Consider the following 16,591-nt stretch of genomic DNA (forward strand, 5'->3'; position numbering starts at 1 on the left):
ATGGAAAGCGCCTGCTGCTGCCTCCTGCGCTACGCGCGCTCGAACGGGGCGGCACGTTGGCGCTGGCCGGTATCCACATGTCGCCGATTCCGTCGCTGACCTACACCCGTGAGCTCTTCGGTGAGCGGATCCTTCGAAGTGTCACGGCCAATACCAGGCAAGACGGGATTGACCTCCTCCGTGAGGCGGCTGCCATTCCGATCAAGCCCCGCACCGTCCGTTTTCCCTTGTCGGAAGCCAATCAGGCGTTGCAAGCCCTCAAAGCCGGATCGTTTCAAGGCGCCGCCGTCCTTACGATCTGATCCCGTACCATCTAGCATTCGCTCATGCAGATTAGGTAGATTGGGCGGCTATGCGTCGAATACTGACAGCGTTGATCATCACCCTGGGGATCGGTTTCTGCGGCGCCGCCTGGGCGTTGGAGTTTACGGCCGATCGGATCACTAAGATCGACGGCCGCACGAGCAAAGCCAACATCTATTACCGCGACAACATGTGGCGCATCGAGCACCATACGATGGGGCCGGTGAACGTCAGCATCGTGCGGAAAGACAAGCAAGTTGTATGGATGTTGCTGTCGCGGATGAAGCATTTTAAGACTATCCCCTACAGCGCGGATCAGGATTTGTGGGTGACGGAGAAGTTGGATGGCGAGGTGTCGCGGGAAGAAATCGGCCAGGAAGCCCGGGAAGGCCATCCCACCATCCTCTACGAAGTCGTGACCAAGCATGGGGAGCGCACCGAAGTCTATTATCAGTGGCTGGCGACCGATATTCATTTCCCGATGAAGCTGGCGAAGAAGGACGGAAGTTGGATCGTGGAATACCAGCATGTGAAGTTACGGACGGTGACAGATTATCTGTTCCAGCTCCCGCTGAACTTTCAGCCGTTGGAAGATTTCAATAAAGGCGCGGAGCCGGAGAAGAAAGAACAGGGGATGTAGCATGCAAGGAGGCCGGATTTTGAAACGCATGGGTGGGATGACGGGGCTCGTGATGGCGGGGTTGTTGGGAACCTCCGGGGTCGCCTGGTCGCTGGATGTGGGCGATGTGAAGCAGGAATGGACTGCCGAGGGACGCAAGCTCGCCGCCGAGCGCATCAAGCTGCCGGCCTATGACGAGATGGTTCGTATTCAGGCGGGACCGTTCACGATGGGCAGCGACAAGAAAACGGATAAGAACGCCTATCTGGTGGAGATGCCGCAGCGCTCGGTCTATCTCGATGCGTACGAGATCGACAAATACGAAGTGACGACGGTGCAATATTTGAAATTCGTCCTGGCGACCAATCGCCCGCCTCAGGTGGACTGGAAATTCGACGGCGGTAACTTTCAAGAGACCATGGTGTCGCATCCCATCATGCATGTGACCTGGTACGAAGCCGACGAGTATTGTAAGTGGGCCGGGAAGCGCCTGCCGACCGAAGCGGAGTGGGAAAAGGCGGCGCGGGGCGAGACCGATACGCGGATTTATCCTTGGGGTAACGAAATGGCCGGTCTGTCGCGAGCCAATTTCGGCCGCACCGGCCTGTCGGGTCCGGTCCGCGATCGTCCGGAGCGGCTCTTGCTCTATCCCCCGATCATCTCCGTATTCAAGTACGACAACGCCGCGAGTCCCTATGGCGTGTTTCAAATGGCCGGCAATGTGGCTGAGTGGGTGTCCGACTGGTACGACAAGGATTACTACAAGACAGCGCCGGACAAAAATCCCAAGGGGCCCGACAAGGGCTCGCAGAAAGCCTTCCGTGGCGGAGGCTGGATCGACAGCACGCCGAGCGTGCGCGTCTCACAACGTAACGGAACCGACCCCAAGACCTCGATGAACTGGATGGGCGTCCGCTGCGCCCGCGATGCGAAAGCCGGCGACGCACCGGAGACCGCGCCGGCGCAGCCGATCGTAACCCCCTAAGTGTCACCCTGTCCGAAGAGATGTCCGGGATTGCCCGAACATCTCTTCGGCCTCCCTCTCGACTCGCTTCACCGACTCAGGTACAGTTCGCCGGCTTCATGTTGTTAGCCATCCTCATTCACCGTCTGGAGAATGCGCCATGGTTGCGTTGAGAAGGTTGCCGGCACTCATCCTGTCCTTCGCGCTCTGCCTGACCTGGTCCGGCTGCGCATCCGATCAATCCACTAGTATCTCCGAATCTCCGCAAAGCCAGACTCTCGAAGACGTGATCCCTCTGACCTCGGCCAATCTTCGCGGCCATCGGATGTTGTATGACGAAGGCTGGTACGTCATCACTTCCAGCAGGAAATCCCTGGAGTACGCCAAAGAGAAATCCATCCGCTCGTCCCGGGCCGCGATGCAGGAAGCGTCACACCGCATGGCGATCCACTCGTCCGAGTACAAGGCCGGGCTCGGACCGGATCTTCAACGATCGTATGAGAGAGGGAAGTCGCTGGTGCAATCCGGCACGGAACGCAGCGGTGAGATTCTCGACCGGACAAAGTTCATGACCAAAGCGGAATGGACCTATGCCACCGGGCACTTCGGCGAGGCCTGGGACGCATTCATTCAAGGGAATCTTTCGCTCGGCAAACGCACCGAGCAGGATCGCGCGGCGCTCCTGGCTCTTCCGGGGCGTGAATTCGCGTCGCTGAAACAGGACTTCAGCAATATCTTGGACATCACCACAGTCGTTCGCGAGAATTTCTCGGGGCGGATCCAGGTGTCGTGGGAGGCCGCGTTCGAGCGAGCCGGCCGTGATTTTCGAGCGGAGTATGAGCGGTCCGGTGAGCAGTCGAATGCCCTGCGCGCGCTCGGCCCGATCCTCCAGGGTTATCTCAAGGCGTTGTACCATGGAGGCCTGGCGCCTGCTGCAAAGACCATCGTGCGCACCAGCGCGAAAGGAACCGGTGCCGCGACCGGCGCCGTGTTTCTTCCGGTTGCAGCAACCTCCATTGTGACGGGCCGCACCATTCAAGCCGCCGGCATGACGTTGTTTTACACGGGCAAGACCGGTGTGAAATTGATTTCGCCCACGGTCGAAAGCGGGCTGTTGGCAAGCCTGGCGATTCTCTCGATTGGATCGATCCCTGCGACCGCGGCGGGCGGCACCATGTTCGGGGCCGTCAATCAGGTGGCCTTTACGACCGCGGGCCCGACGGCGACGGTCGGAGAGGCGGCGGCGCTCATCACGTTCGATACGGGCAAATATGTCGGGTTTGTGGCCTACGATGCGTTAGCCGGTGCGACGAAGGTGGCGATCAACCAGGCCTCCTCCGGCGTGGTGCTCGGCTATAACGCCCTCTCGGCTCTGCCCGCGCATCTCTTCATGGGCGTGGAGGATGTGGCCATTCTGCTGGCATGGGAAGGTCCTAAGCTGCTCATCGTGAAAGCGACGGGACGGTTGAAATCCAAGTCGGGACAAGCCGACTCATCGGCCGGCGATCTTCCGGTCGGGACCGTCATCAATCTGAAGCAGTTGCAGTCGACGGACGGGGTCACGGTCAAAGTTTTGTCTGAGGATCCGAAGCAGATTCGTGATGTGCTGCAACAACTCCCCTGTGACGTGAGGGACACCGATGGCCCATGCACTCCAGAATAAGCTGAATCGCGTGCACGCGTTTGTGGCGCTGCTGCTCCTGGCGATGGCTCTGGGCAGCTGTGCCACGGCCGATCCCGCCGATGATCCGCTCAAGCACACGAAGAAGCTGGTCGTTGAAGGCCACGTGTCGCTCTACAACAACGGCGCCTTCAATGTGCCGCAAACTTCCATCCGGTTGATCCCGGCAGGCCCCAGCGCCTGGGAACTTGCCGGCTCACTCATGGGTCTCCGCGCGCGGCAGGCCTTTCTGCTGGCGATCTCCAAAGCCAAAGAGTCCGTGACGATTCTAGCGGAAGGCACCACGCTCAGTTACCACATGGCCGAGGGGATTCACCAGGCGACGGGCACGGTTGCAGATGAGATCACCAAAGCCACGCGCGAGAACAGCAGGCTGCTGGCATCACGTTCCTGGGCGGATGCCACAGGCATCGTCGGGAAGTCTTGGGACTTATCCAAAGAGACCGCCGCCGATATGGACCGGCTGGGCATCGCGATGATTGAGGAGTCGTCCCACCGTGGAGAGACGGTCTCGCAACAGATGAACGAAGAAGGCAAACGGATTGTCCGGCAGTCGCTCGAACAGGCGCACGAACTCTCGAAGGGCGGCACGGCGCGTTCGTCGGAGGCGCTGGCGTTTGCCCGTGAGCGGTTTACCAAAGGCTATGCGGCGGTCTCCGCCAATGCCAAGGCTCGGGCCAAGGCCGTGGGTGACAACATTCGCGAGCTGGACCTCTCCGGCATGCTCGACGAAGAGAGCGAACGCCGCCGCCGCTGGTCCAAGGCCATGACCGATCTGGCGGGCAAGACCGTTTCAACCTACGGCGAAGACGTTCGACATTCGTTCAGCGAAGCCAAGCGAGAGATTTCGGACTACCGAACTTCAGGTATCAGCCTCGCCACGTTGCGTTCCTTGCGATGGGTACTTCAAGGCCTCTTCTGGGATGTGGCGATCGAACCGATCGGCAAGATCTCGGCTGCGTCGGTCGGCTACATCAGTGTTAACGCACTGGCCTATCCCACGCTGGTGGCCATACGCGAAGGGATGGCGATGACGGCTATCGCGGTGGAAGTCGTCTGGAATACCTCCAAGTCCGGCTATGATTTGGTCGCGCCGTCCGCCACCGCCGCCGTGGCATCCTTATATAGCGTGCTCGACTTCACCGGGTCGAATCTCGTCGCCGGAACCGTGGCCGGAGCCGGATCAGCAATGGGTCTGAGCGAGCGGGCTGCGAGCAAAGCGGTCGGCGTGACGATCAAGGGGGCGGGCTATGCAGCGGGGAAGACGGTGCAGTATGTCGGCGTCCCGCTCGCGGCCGCCGGTGTGGCAGTCGGCGGCGGCACATTCGGCGTGGTGGCGGGCACAGTGGAAGCCGCGTCAGCTGGCACCTTGCGGGTGGCGGGGGAAACCGGCATGGCCTCGACCTATTTCATGGGCAACGTCATCGCTGGAACGACATTGATTGGCGGCACCGCCGCAACCGTGGGTGCAGCAGCCTGGCAGGGATACTATCAGTCGGCGAAAGCCGTCATTTTGCCGGCGGGTTTCCAATTCGCGGGCGGCCTGGTCCTCAGCTATGGCACCATGGCGCATCTCGGCGCGCACACCATCCTCGCCGCAGCGGACATGTCATACCTCGTGCTCTCACTCGAAGGCCCTCGCTGGGTACTCTATGCCGTCAAAGGCCAACTTGGCAAAGGGGAAGACCTCGTACCGGGCGCGATGCTCGATCTGAAATCGATGCAAGAAGCCGGTGAAGAGATTTACAACATCCCGGTGTCAGACGAAGAGATGAAGAACGTGGTGGAGTCGGTGTACGGAGCGTTGCCGGAGGTCGAGTGATCAGCATAGCAAGGCAGCTCTTTAGTGAAGAGAAGCATCAAGCACAACAGACCTTATTCTGATTGGACTATTTGAGAGCTCCAAAGCGGAGGCGGCTAACGTCTGTCTCGTGTCATCAATCTTGGGACAGAGTCTTTCAGCTTGTCCTTTCCGACCATCCTGAGCAGACCAGTTCACACAATTAAACCACCCCACCAAGTAGAGACCATGTTGGCAGTGGTTATTTTTTAGGTACATCTCTGCCAGTTGATCCTTCATCGCATCATACAAACCAGGGTTCCAGCATCCTTTGCATTCGATGATGACAGTGATCGAATCATAGGGCTCCCCTGGAGCAGCCTGAGTAATCGCGTCAACATGAATATCGGTTCTTTGCCCTCTATGAATGCGGACTTCTCTGTTTAGAATGATGCCTTTCGTTTTCAAATCTTTTTCGAGAAAGATTTTTACGTAATCGGAGAACATATTTTCATCTTTGGGCCTAGAGTCAGACTTGGAAACGTTATCCCAAAGATATGGGGCTTCTGGTGTTTCTCCCTGTAGCAGAGATTGAAACCGTTCCAAGGACTCAATCAGCAACTCTAGTAGCTGGTCTCCGCTCTGGATCAAACAAAACTTACGGTCAGCCGTGAGCTTAATAATTTCATGCGGTCGAGGTGGGACCCATGTGGCCCTACGAGCCTCTGTTTGCGCATCCACGAGCACCCATTTGAGCCACTCCAGCTCAGGAAGTTCTCGCTGAAGTCTTTTGATTGCATCACATGCCCGGGAGCTTCCCCGATGTGTTAAGAGCAGGATAATGGCATTTCGCCACATATCGATATGCTCAGAAGGCCCAACCCAGTGGGCTCTGCCACTTGGATGGTTCGGCGAATCGAATCGGTGTGTGAGCCACACGTAAAGATCTGCGAGTTGATCTTCATTTAGCCTGGGCCCAATTGATGCGTAATCAGAGCACACTCCAAGAATGATTTGCTTGCCAAAATCTTCATCCGCTTGCATTGCTGGCCACACTATCGACCAACCGGCGTCTTTTGTATCGAGTATTAGGGTTTGCGCTGCGGCAACTGCCCGCGCTCTTTCTGGATCGGCCGTTGGTGGCGGTACCGAAATCAAAGAGGTCGCAAATGACTGTGCTCCCAAGTTGTCATGAGCAAACAATACGCTGAGCAAAGAACCCATAGATTTTGGCTTGGTCTCGTTGCTCTTGGCATATTGTAGAAGTAAGTTTCCTATCCGCTCGTCCCAGATTCCATTCAGTTCTTTCGCAATGTGTATCGTCTCTCCCTGTTCAATTTCCTTTTCTATTAAAACCTTTGCTGTATCAAGCACGGCGTGTGGAGATTTGCGGTGGGCCAGCGTGAGCAATTCCTCCTTAACGGATCGGTCGCTGTCATTATCTAGAAATGGGAAGGCAAGAATAATCGGGCACCACTTCTCAATCTGATCAGGCAACAAGTTTTGCATGACCATGGGCCTAACATTTTGGAGTAAAGCTACGGCGCTCCACTGCGACATTACCGACCAACTCCATTGTCCTGTCCCAAGCCAATTGGATGTAGGGGGAACGCCAGATTGAATATACTTCTCTGCCACGTGAGCGATTCTTTCTCGGGTCGCTTCGTCGGCCGATACCCAGCCCGGGAGCTTCATTACATTCCATTCGAAACCATAACTATAGTTCGTGCTGGTTGGTTCCAGGGTCAATTCGCGAGTAACGCTCCACCACGCGGACGGGTTGCAACCCTCACATTCTTCAAGGGCTCTAGCCAGTCTTTCAGCTGGGGATGGACTGAGCGGAGGTTTATCTCTTCGCCTCTGCCATGCCTCCTCTTTTTCATGTCGGGCCTTTAGTTGTTGAACATGCGCGGAATCTAAAAGTATCGGCTCCCAAACCCAATTGAATTTACTCGCAACTAGTGGGTGCTTATTGCCAGCGGTATAAATTGCGTCAAGGTGTTCTGGGGAACGATCGAACAACCTCGAAAGGAGATCAACGACGATGCTCTGAATTGCACTCCCCGGATTTGTGTCAAGGAATGAGATGAGCCAATAGAAATCCTCTGACCTCACGATTGGTGTGTCCGTAAAGACGATCCAGGTAGCCTCGCTATTGGGATCCTCTGCAGTGACCGAAAGAACCTCCTTAAGCAACCGCCGTCTCTTGTCCTCATCTTGGAGAAAAGTGAGATGGCCTGTTTTGACAAGTTTGCCTCTTATCAGGGCATCGTGATGCTTCAACCTCGACGCCACAAATTTTGCGAGTGCGTCAGTCACTCCTGGCTCATTAAGGTTTTCCCATGCTTTCATCACGATGCTGTCCATCAGTGACTCAAGGGACGTATCCATTTCATGCCGAGGCTGTGACAGATTGCTGATGAATTGGAGGGCTGAGACTAGATCCTCTGGAGTCAGGTTTGTGGCAAGCTCAGACGACAGGAAGAATCGGTAAGCACCTACAAACCCTTCACTTCTTGGCTCCTTCAGATGGGCGAATAGCTCTGCAGCTGTAATGTGGAAGGGCCAGAGTGCTCTAAGAACGCAGCCTTTAAGTTCATCACGAACATCATCAGAAGTATCTACAGCGACCAATGGTTTGAGCCTTTTTCTTGTTGCGTCGTCCCCTATCCTGCCAATCGCATATGCGGCCTGTACTCGGATATCTAGGCTGTCTGACGGATCAAGAACTACGGCTAAAAAGGCTTCGTTGAGGCTTTGGACGTTGCAGGACTCCGTAATATCAATCGCAACTCGTCGGACAATGAATCCTTTTGTCTTATCGACGATGTAGGGGAGAAGTTGGTTTGCTAATCCAGGATGGGACAAGTTCTGGTAGTGCTCACTATCGCGGTCGAAGGTCGTTTCTCCCTCAAAAAGCTGTAACAATGCTTCGACCAAAGCAGCCCGCTGCTGCGAGTCTCCAGTGGCTACTTCACTCCTTAAGAGCAGATCTGGTTCAGTTTGTACGATGCTCTCGAATATCTCTGAGATCATCCCTGCCAGCCATGCAGCCGTCTCGCCCAATTGGGGAATGGTCTTCTCGCTAGAATCATCGGGATGAATGATTAGGCTTTTGATCTGAGCGACTGAAACGTCGTGCTTCTTGAGATGCCATGCAGCGAGAAATTCCGCATATGTCTGATGCCCCCAACCAATACGATTGAGACCTCGAGTTGAAAATAGACCGGTGCTAAGTGTCTCTCGAATCTCTTTTTCTGTTATTGTGAACCGCGCACCGTTATCTGTTTCGTAGCCTCCTGACAGATCACGAAGAAGCATGTCTTCATCAGATGACTCTGGTAGATCCATGCCAGAATAGATCGCATTTCGATTGCCGAAAACCATACATGCTGCAATGCGAGCAGCCACAGCCAATCGTTGATCCGGGCTTAGCTGTCCAGCTTCCCTTGCAGCAATACGACTTTTACTTTTCTCCGCAACTAACTCGCGACATCCTGCCAAATACAATTCAATCTGTGAGGAGGGAAGACCCCCCTGCTTTTGGGAAAGCATGAGCAAGAACTTCAAAGTGACGGGCTTTATAGCAAAGGGGACCGCTCCTGAAGATTCGACTTGGTTGAGGAAGGCTTTGACATCCAAACCGCTGGCTCTGGCTGATTCTTCGACATCGGCTTTTCTCAAGGGAGCCAGCACGTAATACTGCACCGCCTCCTGGCCCAACCACTCTGCTAGTCCCTCCTCAAGAAGGCTTGGCCATTCGATTGTCCTACACGCTATTCTGAGTCTTAATCGATCGGACGGCAGTCTCTTAAGTTGGTCTGCTAAGAGCGAAGCTAGAACTTTAACGGACAGTAATCCCTCGTCCAAGCTATCCAGGAAAAGATGTAGGGTGTGCGTGCCTGTTAGCCAGTCCTTGAGGATGGGACTATCGAACGTATCGGCAATTACCCGTGTTTCGGTTTGGTAAGACCGAAGGTTTATGAACAAATGTCTATCAGTTGGGTCACGTGGTGTGGATTTCAATAGCAATTCTTCGTCAGCGAGAACGGTTGACTTGCCCATCCCAGGATCGCCAAGTAAGACAAGTGCCTTCGACTCATGGATTTTCGAGAGAGAAAGAATCTGTGGATTCGCAAATCTCCCAGTTTGCGAATGCGGATCAGGCAGGTAGCCTCCATCGGTGAGATTGAGGCTGGATCCCCTTGGATGCCAAAACCGTTCCCAGTTAAAACGGATATTGCTCACATCCTTACCTTCTTACCTTGAAGATACCGAAGGTGTGTGTAGTATGAGGTGCTTCTCTTCTCAAATGGGCTTTATAAAGCATCGGATGCGCTGAGGCCAGTGCTGAGATGGACGTTGAGCGGGTCGGGGAGTTTTAGTTTTCCCCCATTTCTTCCATCGGTTTGTTTCAGCCGCCGCGTTGCCCTTACCGACGGTTTTCACTTCTTAAAAATCAGCCTCGGCTCCGTCATGTTTCCCATCGAGACTGCGATCAGTTCCCATCCGTTTGATCCAAATTCGTTCAGCTTCGTTTGCATAGTCTGCGTATCGGGAAGTACCTCGACGATTTGGTACTGAAACCGCTTCGGCTCTTGCGCCTTCGCGGTGAACGGTTGCCCCATGAGCATCAGAAGTCCCAATGCGCCAAGGCTCACGCCCGCGATCAGCCACGCTAGTGAAAGTCGTACGTTCTGCATAGGTCACCTCACGGAGGTTATTGTTAGGGATGCGCGGCGCGCCAGTTGTGGCCGGTGCCGAGATCGACTTTGAGCGGGACGGAGAGGTGCAGCTGTTTGCCCACACCTTCCATCTCGTGTTTCACCAGCCGTTTGGCTTCGTCCAGTTCCTTCTCAGGCACTTCGAAGATCAATTCGTCGTGGACCTGGAGGATCATCTTTGTGTGGGGCATCTCGTGATGAAGCGCTTTACTCACGTTGATCATCGCCACTTTGATCAGGTCGGCGGCGGAACCCTGGATGGGACTGTTCACCGCCATGCGTTCGCCGAAGCCGCGCTGCACGGGGTCGCCGCTCTGTAATTCAGGAATCGGCCGCCGCCGCCCCAGGATGGTGGTGGTGAAGCCTTTCTCTTTGCCTTCGGCGATATTCCGATCCATCAAGGCCCGCACGCCCGCATACTTTTCAAAATAGGTTTCGATGTACTTCTTCGCTTCCGCCTGCGGGACGCCGATGTTCTGCGAGAGGCCGAAGGGGCTGATGCCGTACACGATGCCGAAGACGACGCTCTTGGCCGCCCGCCGCATCTCGCGGGTGATCTGCGACGCGGGGAGATGAAAAATATCCATGGCGGTGGCCATATGGATATCTTCGCCCTTCTCGAACACTTGGAGCAATCGTGGATCCTGCGACAGATGCGCGAGGATGCGCGGTTCGATCTGACTATAGTCGGCGCAGAGCAGGGTGTGGGCCTTGGGTGCGATGAAGGCCTCTCGAATGCGCAGGCCGTAGTCGCCCTTCACGGGGATGTTCTGGAGATTGGGGTCGGTCGATGACAGCCGGCCGGTGGCGGCGACGGTTTGATTCAACGACGTGTGGAGCCGCTTCGTATCGGGATTCACCAATTCGGGCAGTGCATCGACGTAGGTCGATTTGAGTTTGCTGAGGCTGCGATAGGTCAGGATCTGCGCCGGCAAATCATGCTGGGTGGCGAGCTGGGTGAGCGTGTCTTCGTCGGTCGAATAACCGGTCTTGGTTTTGCGGCCCGGCTTGAGGCCGAGTTTCTCGAAAAGCACGACGGCCAGTTGTTTCGGTGAATTGATGTTGAATTCGCCGCCCGCCAGACCGGCGATGGTCCCCATCATCTTGTCGAGTTCGTGTTCCAATTCCTTGCTCAAGACTGTCAGGCCCTCGACGTCGAGCAGGAAGCCGTTTCGTTCGATCTCGGCCAGCACCGGCACAAGCGGCATTTCAATGTCATGAAACAGTTTCAGGCTGCCTTGGGCGGTCAATCGCTCAAGCATGACCGGCGCCAGCTGGGCCAGCACCATGGCTTGTTCGGCTGCCTCGTCGCGCGAGCCGGTATCTTCGTCGAAGAGCGACTGCGGCGCCTTGGCCTCGGAGTGGGATTCGCCTAGGCGGTGGCCGACGGCCTCCAGTGCAATGGTCGCAAGGCTGTGGTCGCGCCGGTTGGGGTTGAGCAGATAGTCCGCGACCATCGTGTCGAGATAGGGGCCGGCAATGGTGACGCCGATGCGATGGAAGGCGAGCAGCGTGGCTTTCAGATCATGCACGACTTTGGTGCGCGACTGGTCCTGTAGCAGCGTCGTGATCGGGCGCATGTAGGTGTGTACATCGAGCGGGAAGAAGGCGGTCTGTCCTCCCGACGACAGCGCGAATCCGAGTACGTCGGCTCTGATGCTGGATCCGCCCGAGAGCAGACATTGCACGGCGAGGGGACTTCCTGCGGGAAGTTTTGCGACAAATCGTTCTGCGGAAGGCTCGTCTTGTATGATTGTGAGTGCCGCCGCCGGAGTCTCAGCAGGCTTGGCTGCCGGTTGAAGGGTCTTCAGCAACGCCGTAAATTCCAGTTCGCGGAGCAGGTCGGTTAGTTGATCCTGATGCGGCGGCTTGACCCGGAAGGCTTCCGCGTCGAATTCGACCGGGCTGTTGACGTCGATGGTTGCCAGCTTGCGGCTGAGCCGGGCGTTGTCGGCCTGTTCGATCAGCATTGCCTTGATGCGGGGCGGGGTGACTTCCTCGACGCGGCGGAGTAATTCGTCGATCGTGCCGAACTGCGCGATGAGCTTAATCGCGGTTTTTTCACCGATGCCTTTGACGCCGGGGATGTTGTCCGAGGCATCGCCCATAAGTCCCATGATCTCGATCACCCGCGCCGGTTCGACGCCGAACTTTTCGACACACTCGGGTTCGCCGGACCATTTGTCCTTCACGGGGTCATAGATACGCACGTGCGGCGTGATGAGCTGCAGCATGTCCTTGTCGCCGGTGACGATCACGACGTCATCGCCGGCGTGTTCCGCCTTTTGCGCCAGCGTGCCGATCAGATCGTCGGCTTCGTAGCCGGCCTGCTTGACCGCAGGAATGTTCAAGGCTGCTACGACTCGATGGATGTAGGGGATTTGGGCGCTCATGCCGTCGGGCATCGGGGGGCGCTGGGCTTTGTACTCTTTGAACTCCTGCTGCCGCAGCGTCGGCCCGCGCTCATCGAATGCGACGACGATGCCGTCTGGTTTCCGTTCGCGCAGGATCTTCAGCAGCGTGGTCATGAAGCCATAAACCGCGTTCGTCTGGAGGCCTTTGGAATTATTTAGGGCGGGGAGGGCGAAGAAGGCGCGATAGATATAGGCGCTCCCGTCGATCAGATAGAGCGTCTTGCGGCTGGAGTCAGTCGTCATGGCCGTTTACGAATCGGGCGCGAGGGTCAGGGGTGGTTTGTCGAACTTGGCGCGCATGGCATTGAGGGCCTGCAACACGGTGCGTTGACCGACGATTTTTGCCTCCAGCTTCCGTTTGCCTGGAAAATCAAGGAGCGAGATACCGATGAGCATGGTCAGGATTCCCTGGCCGGGAAGAAACAGCATGGCGAGACCGGCCAGCAGAAACACGGCGCCGACCACATTCTTGACGATCAGCCCGGTCAATCGAATGATCGGGTTATAATTCTTCATCCAGTGCCGTGGTGTGCGCGTGTCGAAATAATCGGCTGGGAGCCGCACCATAATGAATGGAATGGCAATCAGGGTACCGATAAATCCGACCAGTGAGCAGACGGTCAGCCAGATGAGCACGTGGACCGGGACATATTGTGTAACCGTTGCGAGAAAGGCATCCATGCGGGGGAGATCCTAGCATGGGAATCCTCTCAACCGGAAGGGCCAGGCGCGCCTGGTTTACCTCGCAACGGACGGCGTCATATAATGGCGGCAGTGTTATCGGAGGAAGTGAATCCTTTATGGGTATGCGGGCTCTCATGACCTGGCGACTGCTGGTGTTCTCGGCCTGCTTGGCAGTGCTCGGAGTGGTGCTGTGCGCGGTTCCTAGAGTTGCACTGGCCGAGGGAAAAGACGATCTCCAGGTTGAGATCACGAAAAAAGGGCTGGGAAAAGAAGTGGTCATCACCCAGGGCGCGAAAGAATGGTTTATGCTGATTGAAGTGACTCCGGAAAATACGGTCGTGGTCCGGCAGGAAAAGGATCAGGACAAGTATCTCGTCGATGAAAGCGAAACCCACGACCGGCCGTTGGTGCCTGCCGAAGTCGACGCGGCCATAGCCGACTACATCAATAGCGTGAAGGCACGCGCCAAGAAGTAACGGCACCATGTCCAAGAAGCCCAAATTCGTCATCTTCGCGCATAACGCTACCTACGATAAGCTGCATCAAGTCGCGACGCTCGGCATGACCGCTGCCGCGATGGGCAAAGATGTGATTGTTGTGTTGTTGTTCTGGACGATCAAGAAGTTGGCCGAAGGAAAGATCGACCAGATCGACTTTCCGCCGGAGTATGCGGACTCTGCCGAGGAAGTCAGCCGTCTGCTGAAAGAGAAGAAGGTTCCGAAGATTTCCGAAATGTTTCAGGATGCCAAGCATGTCGGCCAGTTTCGCCTGATCGCCTGCAGCGCCGGCCTGGAATATATGGGCGTTGACGGAAAAGCGGTTGAGGCGAACGTCGATGAGGTCTTAGGGCTCCCCGCCATTTTGAGTCTGACCGCCGAAGCCGAAACGAAGTTGTTTATTTAGCGGGATTTCTCTACTCCCACCCGATCGCAATACTCTGTCAGTTTGCACTTGCTGCACCAGGGAGAGACTGGTTGGCAGAGGTTCTGTCCGAAGGGTACCAGCAGGTCGTTAAAGGTAATCCAGTATTGCGGGGGGAGTTTCCGGCGCAATGCTTCTTCGCTCTCGTCAGGTGCTTCGGTTTTGATGTAGCCCCAGCGGTTGCTGATCCGGTGCACGTGGATATCCACACAGATGCCTGGCTTGCCGTAGCCGACCGTGACAACCAGGTTCGCCGTCTTCCGCCCTACCCCTGAGAGCGTGACCAGTTCATCGATGGAATCGGGCACGACTCCATCGTAGGTTCCGAGGATCCGCTGACAAATTTTGTGAATGGATTTGGCTTTTGTCCGGTAGAAGCAGACCGGATAAATGGCCTGTTCAATGGCCTTGAGTGGAAGCGCCAGCATGGTGGCGGGTTCATACGCGAGGGCAAACAGCCGCTCGCTGGCTTCCCCGGTGGTTTTGTCTTTGGTGCGGAGACTGAGGAGGCAGGAAATCAGAATGCGGAACGGATCGCGGTTCGATTCTCGCGCGACGACCCCCACGACCGGTTCCTGCCATTGACGGATCTCTCGCCTGACGATCCTGATGGCGGCATGGATCTGGTCCTGACGCATCTGGTCCGACTAGCGTAGAGTGGAAGAGCACGCTGACCGAGGAGAGAGCACGAGGAAAGCTCAGCCCGAGGCTGTCAGCTACTCAGGCTTCCGCTTGGACAACCACTTCTGACGGCGGCGCTGAGCTTCGCGCAGCTTCGCTTTTTTCCTGACGCTCGGCTTTTCGTAGAAACGGCGACGCTTCAGTTCGCGGAACAAACCTTCGCCTGCCAGCTTCTTCTTGGCAACCTTCAGAGCTTTTTCAACGTTGTTATTGAAAACTTTAATTTCCATCCGGTCCGACTTTCAACTTTCTCAGGCCGTGCCTGGCTGCACCCATGACACTACGTACTAGGCGGCGGAGTGTAACATAGCCCCTTGAGTTCCTCAAGGCTGTTGGCGATCTTGGCGATTCGTTGTATCTGATCTGCATTAACCTGCTGATTACGTTGCAATTTTACATTTGTTTTGGCTGTATGCAGACCGGCTTCTGTCGCGGCGATAGCCAAGATAATTCCAACAGTTGCATCTGATTGCACGGCTTGCGACAGAACCGCTCGCACGGTTGTAATGATGTGTCCTGCCTCGCAGGCAAGCTCCGCGATTTTGAGCGGAACCTCTGTGGCCTTCTCAAGTGCCGTTGCGAGAAACAGGGGACGGTCTGCGTGATCTACAGGGAGACGTCGGGCGCGTGAGACCGCTTCATAGGCCTCGCAGTCATCCCGCATCAAGTCAGCGAGTCTTTGACTGAGGCTGTTGAGCGATTGCTCGGGCTCCGTCTGCTTCCCGATTCGAGCTCCCATGGTGCCCAATGATGCCGCGAGGGCTCCCGCCAGCGCCGCGACCGCACCACCGGCCGGTGTCGGTGTGGCTGCCGATACCGTGCGAAGAAATTCGCTGAGGGTTGGTTCAGACCCTGGATCGGGTTGAGCGGCATGAGCGCCTGCTAGCCTCGTCTCAAGAATTTGTGTGGGGTCGAAGCGCCCGAGATGTAAGAGCGTCGCAGCGGCCTGATTCAAGGCAGCTTGCGGCACGAGCCCGATCAGTTCGCTTTCGGCTATCTCTACACCGGCCTTGGCTGCCTCGGTTTGAATCGTGTGGAAGGCTGTGTCCATCGAGGTGACGCGGTAATCGGTGAGATTCATGGAGATCTGCACCATTCCGCGACTGGCCAATGGCACCCCGATGGCTTTCACGCAAGGCAGACCGCCATTGGACTGCCTGATTGTCTGAGCAATCGTCTTCGCGATAGTGAGATCGGCCGTCTTCAGATTCACATTGAAAGCAATCAGTGGTTGCCTGGCGCCGATGACAATGGCCCCTGCGCGTTCATGGAGACGAGATGGGCCGAAGTCTGGCTGCCAATTTCGGTCGGCTGCCATGCGCGTCTCCAGCCCGGACAGCCCTCCCTGTCTGATTGCTTCCAACCTTGTCCGGTTTGGATGGCCGGCCGCTTGTTCATAGAGAAACACCGGGATGTTCAGTTCACCTCCTACCCGTTTGCCGAGCCGGCGGGCGAGTTGAATACAGTCCTCCATCGTTACCCCCTGGAGCGGAACAAAGGGAACGACATCGGTCGCTCCGATACGTGGATGGACTCCCGTATGGCGGCGCAGATCGATCAGCTGTGTTGCGATCTGTATTGCGTGAAACGCCGCTTCTAGAACCGCATCGGGATCGCCTGCAAAGGTCAGCACGGACCGATGGTGATCGGGGTCGCTGGTTCGATCTAGCAGGCGGATGCCCGGGATCGATTCCACCGCCGCGAGCAGCGCTTGGATCGTAGCGGGATTCCGGCCTTCGCTGAAATTGGGGATGCACTCGACGATCTTCGGCATTGGATCTCTATTAGATGAGTAGATGAGAACAAAAAAGCCGGAGGGA

14 protein-coding genes are annotated in these 16,591 nt (G+C 56.4%); 7 read left to right on the plus strand and 7 right to left on the minus strand.

The annotated features are described in order from the left end of the window. Positions 1-77 precede the first annotated feature (77 nt). The 5 genes from NITLEN_RS18865 to NITLEN_RS08350 all read left to right on the plus strand — a co-directional run bounded on the left by NITLEN_RS18865 (position 78) and on the right by NITLEN_RS08350 (position 5,389). A complete protein-coding gene (locus NITLEN_RS18865; RefSeq protein WP_219999418.1) occupies positions 78-302 on the plus strand; it encodes an MDR/zinc-dependent alcohol dehydrogenase-like family protein in 225 nt (74 codons plus the stop codon). A gap of 50 nt (positions 303-352) precedes the next feature. Continuing rightward, positions 353-943 carry a hypothetical protein gene (locus NITLEN_RS08335; protein ID WP_121989133.1) on the plus strand — a complete coding sequence of 197 codons (591 nt, stop codon included), beginning with the start codon at positions 353-355 and terminating at the stop codon, positions 941-943. Between the two features lie 28 nt (positions 944-971). Next, entirely contained in the window at positions 972-1,907 is a 936-nt protein-coding gene (locus NITLEN_RS08340) for a formylglycine-generating enzyme family protein (protein ID WP_245924425.1), read from the plus strand. Between the two features lie 139 nt (positions 1,908-2,046). Beyond that, complete coding sequence (locus NITLEN_RS08345) at positions 2,047-3,549, plus strand: hypothetical protein (protein ID WP_121989134.1); 1,503 nt, start codon at positions 2,047-2,049, stop codon at positions 3,547-3,549. Continuing rightward, positions 3,527-5,389: a hypothetical protein gene (locus NITLEN_RS08350; RefSeq protein WP_121989135.1), complete on the plus strand. Its 1,863-nt coding sequence runs from the start codon at positions 3,527-3,529 to the stop codon at positions 5,387-5,389. The genes NITLEN_RS08345 and NITLEN_RS08350 overlap by 23 nt, the downstream gene beginning before the upstream one ends. A 21-nt stretch (positions 5,390-5,410) precedes the next feature. Here NITLEN_RS08350 and NITLEN_RS08355 read toward each other — a convergent pair whose 3' ends face one another. The 4 genes from NITLEN_RS08355 to NITLEN_RS08370 all read right to left on the minus strand — a co-directional run bounded on the left by NITLEN_RS08355 (position 5,411) and on the right by NITLEN_RS08370 (position 13,166). After that, the gene (locus tag NITLEN_RS08355; RefSeq protein ID WP_146216141.1) at positions 5,411-9,595 is read right to left on the minus strand and encodes an NACHT domain-containing protein; all 4,185 of its coding nucleotides are present in this window, start codon (positions 9,593-9,595) and stop codon (positions 5,411-5,413) included. A 197-nt stretch (positions 9,596-9,792) separates the two neighbouring features. Next, complete coding sequence (locus NITLEN_RS08360) at positions 9,793-10,050, minus strand: hypothetical protein (protein WP_121989137.1); 258 nt, start codon at positions 10,048-10,050, stop codon at positions 9,793-9,795. Between the two features lie 23 nt (positions 10,051-10,073). After that, on the minus strand, positions 10,074-12,728 hold the full coding sequence (gene polA / locus NITLEN_RS08365; protein ID WP_121989138.1) for a DNA polymerase I: 2,655 nt from the start codon (positions 12,726-12,728) through the stop codon (positions 10,074-10,076). 6 nt (positions 12,729-12,734) lie between these two features. Further along, positions 12,735-13,166, minus strand: a complete 432-nt coding sequence (locus tag NITLEN_RS08370) for a PGPGW domain-containing protein (RefSeq protein ID WP_121989139.1) — start codon at positions 13,164-13,166, stop codon at positions 12,735-12,737. A gap of 119 nt (positions 13,167-13,285) precedes the next feature. Here NITLEN_RS08370 and NITLEN_RS08375 point away from each other — a divergent pair, with 119 nt between their 5' ends. Both NITLEN_RS08375 and NITLEN_RS08380 read left to right on the plus strand, forming a co-directional pair. Continuing rightward, positions 13,286-13,645, plus strand: a complete 360-nt coding sequence (locus tag NITLEN_RS08375; protein ID WP_121989140.1) for a hypothetical protein — start codon at positions 13,286-13,288, stop codon at positions 13,643-13,645. Between the two features lie 7 nt (positions 13,646-13,652). Next, the gene (locus NITLEN_RS08380; RefSeq protein WP_121989141.1) at positions 13,653-14,072 is read left to right on the plus strand and encodes a hypothetical protein; all 420 of its coding nucleotides are present in this window, start codon (positions 13,653-13,655) and stop codon (positions 14,070-14,072) included. Here the strand turns inward: NITLEN_RS08380 and NITLEN_RS08385 are convergent. From NITLEN_RS08385 to ftcD, 3 genes are all read right to left on the minus strand, one after another. After that, a complete protein-coding gene (locus NITLEN_RS08385) occupies positions 14,069-14,728 on the minus strand; it encodes an endonuclease III domain-containing protein (RefSeq protein ID WP_121989142.1) in 660 nt (219 codons plus the stop codon). The two genes, NITLEN_RS08380 and NITLEN_RS08385, sit on opposite strands and share 4 nt — an antisense overlap. 78 nt (positions 14,729-14,806) lie before the next feature. Beyond that, positions 14,807-15,001 carry a 30S ribosomal protein S21 gene (rpsU, locus tag NITLEN_RS08390; protein ID WP_121989143.1) on the minus strand — a complete coding sequence of 65 codons (195 nt, stop codon included), beginning with the start codon at positions 14,999-15,001 and terminating at the stop codon, positions 14,807-14,809. A gap of 50 nt (positions 15,002-15,051) precedes the next feature. After that, positions 15,052-16,545 carry a glutamate formimidoyltransferase gene (gene ftcD, locus NITLEN_RS08395; protein WP_121989144.1) on the minus strand — a complete coding sequence of 498 codons (1,494 nt, stop codon included), beginning with the start codon at positions 16,543-16,545 and terminating at the stop codon, positions 15,052-15,054. Between the last annotated feature and the right edge of the window lie 46 nt (positions 16,546-16,591).

Source organism: Nitrospira lenta, from assembly GCF_900403705.1.
Classification (GTDB): Bacteria; Nitrospirota; Nitrospiria; order Nitrospirales; family Nitrospiraceae; genus Nitrospira_D; species Nitrospira_D lenta.